The sequence below is a fragment of the Ruegeria spongiae genome (genome assembly GCF_023502395.1).
Classification (GTDB): Bacteria; Pseudomonadota; Alphaproteobacteria; order Rhodobacterales; family Rhodobacteraceae; genus Ruegeria_C; species Ruegeria_C spongiae.
Genome location: NZ_JAMFMB010000011.1, coordinates 121,918 through 132,401, shown reverse-complemented (window position 1 = coordinate 132,401; position 10,484 = coordinate 121,918). Strand labels below are relative to the sequence as shown.

At 63.7% G+C, this 10,484-nt stretch carries 8 protein-coding genes and 1 pseudogene; 8 read left to right on the top strand and 1 reads right to left on the bottom strand.

The window, feature by feature from the left end:
- A pseudogene (locus M3P21_RS10805) lies at window positions 1-155 on the bottom strand (kynureninase); the annotation flags it as partial.
- An 84-nt stretch (window positions 156-239) separates the two neighbouring features.
- Between M3P21_RS10805 and M3P21_RS10800 the strand changes: the two are divergent.
- The 8 genes from M3P21_RS10800 (at window position 240) to M3P21_RS10765 (ending at window position 10,447) form a co-directional block, all read left to right on the top strand.
- Complete coding sequence (locus tag M3P21_RS10800; RefSeq protein WP_249709975.1) at window positions 240-689, top strand: methyltransferase family protein; 450 nt, start codon at window positions 240-242, stop codon at window positions 687-689.
- A 128-nt stretch (window positions 690-817) separates the two neighbouring features.
- The gene (locus M3P21_RS10795; protein ID WP_249709974.1) at window positions 818-2,389 is read left to right on the top strand and encodes a Re/Si-specific NAD(P)(+) transhydrogenase subunit alpha; all 1,572 of its coding nucleotides are present in this window, start codon (window positions 818-820) and stop codon (window positions 2,387-2,389) included.
- 13 nt (window positions 2,390-2,402) lie between these two features.
- Window positions 2,403-3,857 carry an NAD(P)(+) transhydrogenase (Re/Si-specific) subunit beta gene (locus M3P21_RS10790; protein WP_249709973.1) on the top strand — a complete coding sequence of 485 codons (1,455 nt, stop codon included), beginning with the start codon at window positions 2,403-2,405 and terminating at the stop codon, window positions 3,855-3,857.
- A 242-nt stretch (window positions 3,858-4,099) separates the two neighbouring features.
- Window positions 4,100-5,377, top strand: a complete 1,278-nt coding sequence (locus tag M3P21_RS10785) for a DUF3422 family protein (protein WP_249709972.1) — start codon at window positions 4,100-4,102, stop codon at window positions 5,375-5,377.
- Between the two features lie 115 nt (window positions 5,378-5,492).
- Window positions 5,493-6,593 carry an MFS transporter gene (locus tag M3P21_RS10780; protein WP_249709971.1) on the top strand — a complete coding sequence of 367 codons (1,101 nt, stop codon included), beginning with the start codon at window positions 5,493-5,495 and terminating at the stop codon, window positions 6,591-6,593.
- An 81-nt stretch (window positions 6,594-6,674) separates the two neighbouring features.
- The gene (gene argE, locus M3P21_RS10775; protein WP_249709970.1) at window positions 6,675-7,841 is read left to right on the top strand and encodes an acetylornithine deacetylase; all 1,167 of its coding nucleotides are present in this window, start codon (window positions 6,675-6,677) and stop codon (window positions 7,839-7,841) included.
- Complete coding sequence (locus tag M3P21_RS10770) at window positions 7,838-9,184, top strand: NAD(P)/FAD-dependent oxidoreductase (protein ID WP_249709969.1); 1,347 nt, start codon at window positions 7,838-7,840, stop codon at window positions 9,182-9,184. The genes argE and M3P21_RS10770 overlap by 4 nt, the downstream gene beginning before the upstream one ends.
- A 99-nt stretch (window positions 9,185-9,283) precedes the next feature.
- Window positions 9,284-10,447, top strand: a complete 1,164-nt coding sequence (locus M3P21_RS10765) for a M20 aminoacylase family protein (protein WP_249709968.1) — start codon at window positions 9,284-9,286, stop codon at window positions 10,445-10,447.
- The last annotated feature ends 37 nt before the right edge of the window (window positions 10,448-10,484 follow it).

Below are 10,484 nucleotides of genomic sequence, written 5' to 3'. Positions count from 1 at the left end.
GTAGGCCCCGCGCCAAGTGGAGTTCGGTCGGAAAATTGCCGAGGTCCGACGGGGCGACCCGCCGTTGCGGCCAGCGCCTGGTAGAGCTTGATCGACAGCGTGTCGCCCACCACCACGTGGCCGGGTTCCGCGACGATGACTTGCCTGTCGGATAGGAATTAGGGGTGCTGCGGCGTTGCGTCTTGGCGCGCCCGGCCAGAGGATGTGGCAGATTGCGCGCAAACCCCGGAGGACGTCCGATGAAATGGCTTGATACCCCGCCGATCTGGTTGGTCGGGTTCATATTGATCGCCTGGGCGCAGGCGCGCTGGGCGGCGTTCCGGTTCAGTTTTGGCGGGGCCTGGGCCGATCTGCTGGGCGGGCTGTGCGTGGGCGCGGGGCTGTTGCTGATGGTGCTGGCCCTGATGGAACTGCGTCGGCATCGCACCACGCCGATTCCGCACCGGACCGCCTCGGCGCTGGTCACCAGCGGCATCTTCTCGCGGTCGCGTAACCCGATCTATCTGGGCGATGCCCTGATTCTCACCGGTCTGATCCTGCGTTTCGACGCGGTTTTGTCGCTGCCGCTGATCCCGATTTTCGTCTGGCTGCTTGAGCGGCGCTTTGTCCTGCCCGAGGAAGACACGCTGCGTCGCACGTTCCGTGCCGACTTCGCCCGGTACGAGCGCAAAACGCGCCGCTGGCTGTAGAAGAAAAGTAACCCCACGGCCAATCCAAATGCTGCGCTTGCGAAATTTTGTTGCGCAATATAGGTCATGACACCGCAAACCGTTTCAATCTGCGACCCGTGGCAGACAGCAAAAGGGGGGCCTGACAGGTGAAGATAGGCACACCAAAAGAGATTTTTGACGGCGAGGCGCGCGTTGCAATGACGCCCGACTCTGCGCGTCAGTTGCAAAAGCTGGGCTATGACTGCGCCATCGAAAGCGGCGCGGGGGCGGCGGCCGGTTTTTCGGATGCGACTTACGAAGAGGCAGGCGTCGAGGTCCTCAAGACCGCCGCTGCGCTCTGGAAAGCGTCTGACATTATCGCCAAGGTGCGCCAGCCCGATGCCACCGAGCTCAAGCGCCTGACCAAGGACAAGACGCTGATTTCCTTCTTCAATCCTGCCGGAAACGAAGAGGGGATGGAGGCCGCCAAATCCAAGGGCGCCAATGTCATCGCGATGGAAATGGTGCCGCGTATTTCGCGCGCCCAGAAGATGGACGCCCTGTCGTCCATGGCCAATATCGCCGGTTACCGCGCGGTGATCGAGGCGGGCAACAACTTTGGCCGCTTCTTCACCGGTCAGGTGACGGCGGCTGGTAAAGTACCGCCCGCCAAGGTTCTGGTTGTGGGCGCGGGCGTTGCCGGTCTGGCCGCGATCGGGACCTCGACTTCGCTGGGTGCGATCACGCTCGCCTTTGACGTACGCCCCGAAGTGGCCGAACAGGTCGAATCGATGGGCGCCGAGTTCGTCTATCTCGATTTCGAGGACGAGCAGCAGGATGGTGCGGCCACCGGCGGCTATGCCTCGGTGCAATCCGACGAGTTCCGCGAGGCGCAGCTGGCCAAGTTCCGTGAACTGGCCCCCGAGGTTGATATTGTCATCACCACGGCGCTGATCCCCAACCGCGAAGCGCCCGAGCTCTGGACCAAGGATATGGTCGAGATGATGAAGCCGGGTTCGGTGATCGTCGATCTGGCGGCGGAAAAGGGCGGCAACTGCAAGCTGACCGTGGCCGACAAGAAGATCGTGACCGACAATGGCGTGACCATCATCGGTTATACCGACTTCCCCAGCCGGATGGCGGCACAGTCCTCGACGCTCTATGCCACCAACATCCGTCACATGATGACCGATCTGACGCCCGAAAAGGACGGTCAGATCAACCATGACATGGAAGACGACGTGATCCGCGGGGCAACCGTGACCCATCAGGGCGAGATCACCTTTCCGCCGCCACCGCCCAAAGTGCAGGCGATCGCGGTGCAGAAGAAACCCGAGGTCAAGGAACTGACCCCGGAAGAAAAGCGCGCCAAGGAGGCGGCCGAGTTCAAGGCCCAGACCAAGAGCCAAGTCACGCTGTTGGCGGTTGGCGGTGTGCTGACGCTGTTGGTCGGGCTTATCGCACCTGCCAGCTTCATGCAGCATTTCATCGTGTTCGTGCTGGCGGTCTTTGTTGGTTTCCAGGTGATCTGGGGTGTGGCGCACAGCCTGCACACGCCGCTGATGGCGGTGACCAACGCGATCTCGTCGATCATCATTTTGGGGGCGCTGATGCAGATCGGATCGGGCAGTTTCCTGGTGATCCTGCTGGCTGGTCTGTCGGTCTTCATGGCCGGGATCAACATCTTCGGCGGTTTCCTCGTCACACGGCGCATGCTCGCCATGTTCCAGAAATCCTAAGGGGGGCCGAGAGATGGAATTTGGCTTTACCACTGCCGCCTACGTTGTTGCGGCTGTTCTCTTCATCCTGTCCTTGGGTGGTCTCAGCGGTCAGGAAAGCGCCAAGCGCGCGGTCTGGTACGGGATCGTGGGCATGGGGCTGGCGGTTTTCGCCACGCTGATCGGTCCGGGTTCGGGGCTGTGGTTGCTGTCGTTGCTGCTGATTGCGGGTGGCGGTGCCATCGGTGTCTATGTGGCGCAGCGCGTGCAGATGACCGAGATGCCGCAGCTTGTGGCGGCGATGCACTCGCTGGTCGGTCTGGCTGCGGTTTTTGTCGGCTTCAACGCCCACTTCGAGATCAAGAACGTCGCCGAGGTGATGGCGATCGTCGACTCGGCCAAGGACGCGGATCTGTCGGATCTGGGTGCCTTTGCCAAGCTGATCGCCAAGAAGACCGGCGCCGAGCTTGCGATCCTTCATGTGGAACTGTTCCTGGGTGTCTTTATCGGGGCGATCACCTTCACCGGGTCTGTCGTCGCGTATGGCAAGCTGGCAGGCAAGGTCACCTCTGCGGCGACCAAGCTGCCGGGCGGGCATATGCTGAATGCGGGTGCTGCGGCGCTCTCGTTCATCTGTCTGATCTGGTACACCAGCTCGGGCGGCTTCTTCCCGCTGTTCCTGATGACGCTGGCGGCGCTCTTTATCGGCTACCACCTGATCATGGGCATCGGCGGGGCTGACATGCCGGTGGTTGTGTCGATGCTGAACAGCTACTCGGGTTGGGCGGCTGCGGCGATCGGCTTCTCGTTGGGCAACGATCTGCTGATCGTGGTCGGTGCGCTGGTGGGTTCCTCGGGTGCGATCCTGTCCTACATCATGTGCAAGGCGATGAACCGTCACTTTGTCAGCGTCATCCTCGGTGGCTTCGGCGGACCGCAGGGCGAGCAGATGGCGGTCGAGGGCGAGCAGATCGCCATCGAGGCCGACGGTGTGGCAGCGGCGCTGAACGATGCCGACAGTGTCATCATCATCCCCGGCTACGGCATGGCGGTGGCGCAGGCGCAGCAATCTGTCAGCGAGCTGGTGCGCAAGCTGCGCGCGGCGGGCAAGAACGTGCGTTTCGCCATCCACCCGGTGGCGGGCCGTCTGCCCGGCCACATGAACGTGCTGCTGGCCGAGGCCAAGGTGCCTTATGACATCGTGATGGAGATGGACGAGATCAACGATGACTTCCCGGAGACGGATGTGGCTATCGTGATCGGGTCCAATGACATCGTGAACCCGGCCGCACAGGACGATCCCAACAGCCCCATCGCCGGTATGCCGGTTCTGGAATGCTGGAAGGCCAAGCAGGTCTTTGTGTCCAAGCGCGGTCAGGGCACCGGCTATTCGGGCATCGAGAACCCGCTGTTCTTCAAGGAAAACACCCGCATGTTCTATGGCGACGCCAAGGCTTCGCTGGACAAGCTGCTGCCGATGATCGAGTGAGCACGGGTCTGATCCAATTGCAAAGGGCGCCTGCGGGCGCCCTTTTCTTTTTTTGTTTGTGTCAGGGGGCTTTGCCCCCTCGGCCTTCGGCCTCACCCCCGGGATATTTCTGGCCAATTGAAGGGGGGGTCACGGGTGGTTCTGGGTGTATACGGCGGTATTCTGATAACATATTGAAATAAAAAGACATTTGATACCAAAATTGGAGTGACTATAGTGGGGCGGATCAATCGGAGCCCGACATGCCACCCATTCACGACCACCCGCTGCGTTACGCGATCGCAAATGAGCTGCATGCGCGTCCGTTTCCGGTCGCCACCGCGCCGGGCACGGCGGTTTATCTGGCCATCAAACATCCCGATGGGGCGAATAACGCGGTACGGGAAGAGGCGCGGGCACATCTTCTTGATTTGCTCGACCGGCACGGAACGCAGCATCCGCACCCCGGTGCCACGCATTTTTCGGGTACCCTGGGGCGACATCATCTGAAATGGGAGCAGCATACCGAATTCGTGGCCTATACTGCCTTTTCGGACGGGGTCAGCAGCCGCCCCTTCGATCCGGCGGATTTCGAGGTGTTCCCGCCGGACTGGCTGGAGAGTGCGCCCGGACAGCGGATCACCTCAATCGCTCTGCGGGTCATGCGCCGCCCCGACATGCCCAAGATCATCGCCGCGCTGCGCGACTGGTTCGTGCCGGAAAGCCTTGCGGTTGCGCATGTGCTGGACGATGCGGCGGTGCTGGCCGGGGATTTCCGGATCGATCCGGCTGGTCATGTGCGGCTCGCGGTGTTTGTGTCTGACGGAACCGGCGAGCGGCGGGTGGGCCGGATCGTACAGCGCCTGTGCGAGATCGAGACCTACAAGGCGATGTCGATGCTGGGCTTTGCTGCGGCCCGCAAGTTGGGTGCACGGCTGGGCGAACTGGACGCGGAACTGACCGACCTGACCGCAGAGATGACCGATGAGGCGGCCTCGGCCGAGGAAACGCTGCCGAAACTGCTGGCCACTGCAGCAGAGCTTGAGACGATGTCCGCGCGCGCCTCGTTCCGGTTCGGTGCGACCGGGGCCTATGAGGCCATCGTGAACCAGCGCATCCAGCTCTTGCGTGAGGAAAGATTTCTGGGCCGCCAGACCCTGTCGGATTTCATGCTTCGCCGCTATGACCCGGCCATGCGCACCGTCAAGTCGACGCAGCGGCGGTTGCAAAGCCTGTCGGACCGGGCGATGCGCGCCGGTGAGCTGTTGCGGACACGGGTGGATGTACAACGCAGCGCCCAGAATCAGGAACTGCTGGAAAGCATGGACCGCCGCGCTGATCTGGCGCTGCGCCTGCAACACACGGTCGAGGGGCTGTCGGTGGTGGCCATCAGCTATTACGCGGTGTCGCTGGCGGTCTATCTGCTGGGACCGCTGACCAAGCTGGGCCTCTCCAAGACCACGCTCACCGCCGGGGTGACCCTGCCGGTGATTGCGGCGGTCTGGTTGATGGTGAAGCGCATCCGCAAACATCTGGAATGATCGCCTGTTCAGGCCGTGCTTTCGCCGCTAAGTGTCACTGATCGGGCCGTTGGCCCTTTCGGATAAAGGTCGTCACATGGTGGGCTTTCCAAGGGCATGGTGCGCAGTTGCGTCGATGTTTGTCCTCAACGGTGCCTATTTCGGCATCTGGGCATCGCGCATCCCGGCGATGAGCGATGCGTTGAGGCTATCGCATGAAACCCTGGGGCTGGCGTTGTTGTTTCTGGCGGCGGGCGCGGTGTGTTCCTTTCCGATCACCGGGAGGTTGGTCGACCGCTTCGGCGCCTATGGGATCACGCTGGTTGTGGGCGTGCTCTATGCGCTCAGCCTGATCCTGTTGGGTATGGCGGGCGGTTTCGCGTTCCTGTGTTTTGCGCTCTTTCTGTTCGGGGCCTGTCACGGATCGATGGATGTGGCGATGAATGCCTGGGGCGCGGAAGTTGACCGGGACTACAAAAAGGCGGCGATGTCATCGTTCCACGCCATGTGGAGCCTCGGCGCCGGGCTGGGCGCGCTTAGCGGGTTTGCGGCGGTTCAGGCGCAAATGTCGGTGCTTGTGCATTTTCTGGTGGCAGCGGTCATCGTCGCCGTCTTGACGCTTGCAGTGGCGCGCATTGGGTGGGCTTCGCAGCGCTCGGACCTGTCGCGCGGCAAGGTCTTTGCTTTTCCGACCGGGGTTCTTGTGCTGGTCGGGCTTACCGCCTTTTGCGGCGCCATGGGTGAGGGCGCGGTCGCGGATTGGAGCGCGATTTACCTGCGCGACAGCATCGGCGCGGCAGAGAGCGTTTCGACATTGGGCTATGCGGTGTTTTCGGTGGCAATGGTGGCGGTGCGCTTTGTGGGTGGCTGGGTGATTGGCGCGCTGGGCCCGGTCCTTGCGGCGCGGTTGGGCGGGGCATTTGCCACCGCCGGGGCATTGGCGGTTGTTGTCGGCAGTACCCCGTCGACCGCCCTGGCGGGGCTTGGGTTGATGGGGGTGGGATACGCGGTGGTCATGCCGCTCGCCTTCACCCGCGCGGCCAATGATCCGCACGTGCCGCAAGGCCAGGGGATCGCCAGTGTGGCGACGCTGGGTTATGGCGGGTTGCTGATCGGGCCGCCGGTGATCGGGTTTCTGGCGCATCTGGCCTCGCTGCGGCTGGCGCTGGCGGTGCTGGTGCCACTGGCGATTGTGATCGTGCTGCTGGCCGGTGCGCTGCGCCCGCGCGCGCAATAGGGCGCAATCGGTTTGACAGCGGCAAGCCCGGCGACTTAGCGTGCGCACACCCCCTCGGACCGAATTGCCAAGAGGCGCTACATGACCGAGAAACTGTCTCCGCGCGCGCTGATGGAAAAGCTGGTGTCTTTTCCAACTGTCAGCCGCGATTCGAACCTGCCGCTGATCGATTGGGTCGAGGATTATCTGACCACCCATGGCGTGACCGCGCATCGGATGGAAGCGCCGGGCCAGCCTGAAAAGGCGGCGCTTTTTGCCCATGCGGGGCCGTGGCAGGAGGGGGCTGTGGTGCTCTCGGGCCATACGGATGTGGTGCCGGTGGACGGGCAGGCATGGGAGACTGATCCGTATGAGGTGATCGAGGCCGAGGGCCGGTTCTACGGGCGCGGCACCTGCGACATGAAAGGGTTTGACGCGCTGGCGATCTGGGCCCTGGTCGAGGCGCAGGGGCGTGATCTGACCACACCGCTGCAACTGGCGCTGAGCTATGACGAAGAGATCGGCTGCTTCGGCGCGCCGCATCTGATCCGGGCGATGGAACCTGTCCTGCCCAAGGGGCGGGTGGTTATCGTGGGCGAGCCTTCGATGATGCAGGTGGTGACCGGGCATAAGGGCGATGTCGGGCTGAACGTGCATGTGCACGGGTTCGAGGTGCACAGTTCCCTGCTGCATATGGGCGTGAGCGCGGTGCATGAGGCGGCGCGGCTGATCGACTGGGCCAATCAGCGCAACCGGCTGAACCGCGCGGCCTCGCGCGACGAGGTCGCGGCGCTCTTTGATCCGCCCTGGACCACCCAGCATGTGGGCACGATCGAAGGCGGCACCGCCAGCAACATCACCGCCAAGGATTGCCGGTTCCTCATCGAATGCCGCACCCTGCCGGGTGTCTCGCTGGACGGCTGGAAGGCCGAGTTCCGGGCGTTCGCGGCTGAGGTCGAGGCCGAGATGCAGGCGGTACACCCCGATGCGCGGATCGAGATCAGCGACGCCTTCCAGGTCTCCGGTCTGGTCCCCGAAGAGCAGGGTCGGGCAGAGGCTCTGGCGCGTGTGCTGACGGGTGACAATGGCACCCATGTGGTCAGCTACGGCACCGAGGCCGGGCAGTTTCAGGATGCGGGGTATTCCGTCATCATCTGCGGCCCCGGCGACATCGAACAGGCGCATCAGGCAAACGAGTTTCTGTCGGTCGAGCAGTTTCAGGCCGGGCAGGATTTCATGGCCGCCCTGCTGGATCATCTGTCGGGATGAAGGGCATTCCGATCACTGGCGCGTCGCCGGTCGAGCATGACGCGGCGCTGCCCTCAAGCGCGCCCGTCGTCATCATTGGCGGCGGCATCATCGGGGTGATGACCGCCTATTTCCTCGCACAGAAAGGCCTGCGCCCGGTGCTGCTGGAAAAGGGGCGTATCGCGGGTGAACAATCGGCGCGCAACTGGGGCTGGGTGCGTCAGATGGGTCGCGATCCCGCCGAGTTGCCAATCATGGTCGAGGCCAACCGGATCTGGCATCAATTGCAGGCGGAGTTGGCTGAAGATCTGGGCCTGCGCCCTTGCGGGCTGACCTATGTGGCGCGCTCTGACAAGGAACTGGCCGGATTCGAGGCGTGGCTGCCCCATGCACGCGAGAACGGCGTCGATACGCGGATGCTGAACGGGGCCGAACTGGCCGATCTGGTCCCGCAGGCACAAGGTCGCTGGCCCGGCGCAATGCACACGCCGTCGGACATGCGGGCAGAGCCTTGGGCGGCGGTCCCAGCGCTGGCACGGGCGGCGGTGGCGGCAGGCGCGGTGATCCGTGAAAACTGCGCGGCGCGGCTGCTGGACGTGGAAGCCGGGCGCATCGCCGGTGTCGTGAGTGAGGCCGGGCGGATCGCAACACGCGATGTCGTGATGGCGGGCGGGGCCTGGTCGAACCTGTTTCTGCGGCGGCATGGGATTGATATCCCACAGCTTTCGGTGCGCGCCACGGTTGTCGCCACAACCCCGGTTCCGGATATCCATGCGGGTGGGGCAGATTTTGGCGCGATTGCATTGCGGCGGCGCGTCGATGGCGGCTACTCGCTGGCCGAGGGGGACGCGCATGATTTCTGGATCGGGCCGGATGCGTTCCGCGCCGCGCGCGCCTTCTGGCCGCAACTGCGCGCCGACCCGTTCGGACGGCGCTATCTGCCATATGCCCCGCGCAACTACCCGGATGCCTGGGGAACAAAGCGGCGCTGGGCGGGAGACGAGACCTCGCCCTTCGAGCAATGCCGCGTGTTGAACCCCGCGCCGAACCACCGCAAGATCGGGCAGATATTGGAAAGGTTCCGGCAGCTCTTTCCCTCGCTTGGCACGGTGCAGGCCGCTGCCGCCTGGGCCGGGATGATCGACACGATGCCCGATGTGGTACCGGTGGTGGACCGGGCCGGGGGGCTGCCGGGTCTGTCAATCTGCACCGGAATGAGCGGGCACGGATTCGGGATCGGCCCCGCCTTTGGGCGGATCATGGCCGATCTGGTGACAGGCGACGCGCCGGGTCACGATCTGAGCCGGTTCCGCCTGTCGCGGTTCCGCGACGGGTCGGCACTGGTTCCGGGGCCGGCTCTCTGAGGTTTTTGGCCGCGTTTCGCTCTGGAACAGCGGGCCGGGGCCTATATGTATGTGGGACAAGAAGTGCCGGTCTGCGGATCGCAAACGGAGGAGCAAGAGATGCCAGTCAAGAACCGCTTTGCGGAACTGCAGGATGAAATCACCGCGTGGCGGCGCGACATTCACGAGAACCCCGAGATTCTGTTCGAGACCCATCGCACCAGCGCGCTGGTGGCCGACAAGCTGCGGGCGTTCGGCTGTGACGAGGTTGTCACTGGCATTGGTCGCACCGGTGTTGTTGGCGTTATCAAGGGCAAAACCGACAGCGCGGGCAAGGTGATCGGCTTGCGCGCCGACATGGATGCGCTGCCGATCCATGAGGCGACGGGGCTGGAATATGCCTCGAAAACGCCGGGCGCGATGCATGCCTGCGGCCATGACGGGCATACCGCCATGTTGCTGGGGGCCGCGAAATATCTGGCCGAGACCCGCAATTTCGACGGCACCGCCGTGATCATCTTCCAGCCCGCCGAAGAGGGCGGCGGTGGTGGTCGCGAGATGTGCGAGGACGGCATGATGGACCGCTGGGGCATTCAGGAGGTCTATGGCATGCACAATTGGCCGGGCCAGCCGGTGGGCAGCTTTGCCATCCGCCCCGGTGCGTTCTTTGCCGCCACCGACCAGTTTGAAATCACGCTCGAGGGCAGGGGCGGCCATGCGGCCAAGCCGCAGACCACGGTGGACAGCACCGTGATGGCCTCGAAACTGATTCTGGCCCTGCAGACCATCGTCAGTCGCAACGCCGATCCCACCGATCAGCTTGTGGTGTCGGTCACTTCGTTCGAGACGTCCTCGAATGCGTTCAACGTGATCCCGCAAAAGGTCTTTCTGAAAGGCACCGTGCGCACCATGAGCACCGAAATGCGCGATCTGGCCGAGCAGCGGATAAAGGAGATCTGCGCGGGTGTCGCGACGACCTTTGGCGGCACCGCCGAGGTGACCTATCATCGCGGCTATCCGGTGATGGTGAACTCCGATGCGCAGACCGAATTTGCCGCTGGCGTGGCGCGCGATGTCTCGGGGGCTTGCGGGGACGCGCCGCTGGTGATGGGCGGCGAGGATTTTGCCTTCATGCTGGAGGAACGGCCCGGTGCCTATATCCTCGTCGGCAATGGTGACACGGCAATGGTGCATCACCCCGAATACAACTTCAACGACGAGGCCATCCCCGCCGGGTGTAGCTGGTGGGCCGGGATCGTCGAACAGCGGATGCCCGCGGCGTGAGTTGAAGGCGCGCGGGGCGCTGCCCCCGCCGCGCCTT

Bases quoted from the DNA above. Each gene is read 5' to 3' on its own strand.
- M3P21_RS10780 (WP_249709971.1), top strand. From the start codon at position 5,493: ATGTTTGTCCTCAACGGTGCCTATTTCGGCATCTGGGCATCGCGCATC.
- M3P21_RS10800 (WP_249709975.1), top strand. From the start codon at position 240: ATGAAATGGCTTGATACCCCGCCGATCTGGTTGGTCGGGTTCATATTG.
- argE (WP_249709970.1), top strand. From the start codon at position 6,675: ATGACCGAGAAACTGTCTCCGCGCGCGCTGATGGAAAAGCTGGTGTCT.
- M3P21_RS10765 (WP_249709968.1), top strand. From the start codon at position 9,284: ATGCCAGTCAAGAACCGCTTTGCGGAACTGCAGGATGAAATCACCGCG.
- M3P21_RS10785 (WP_249709972.1), top strand. From the start codon at position 4,100: ATGCCACCCATTCACGACCACCCGCTGCGTTACGCGATCGCAAATGAG.
- M3P21_RS10790 (WP_249709973.1), top strand. From the start codon at position 2,403: ATGGAATTTGGCTTTACCACTGCCGCCTACGTTGTTGCGGCTGTTCTC.
- M3P21_RS10770 (WP_249709969.1), top strand. From the start codon at position 7,838: ATGAAGGGCATTCCGATCACTGGCGCGTCGCCGGTCGAGCATGACGCG.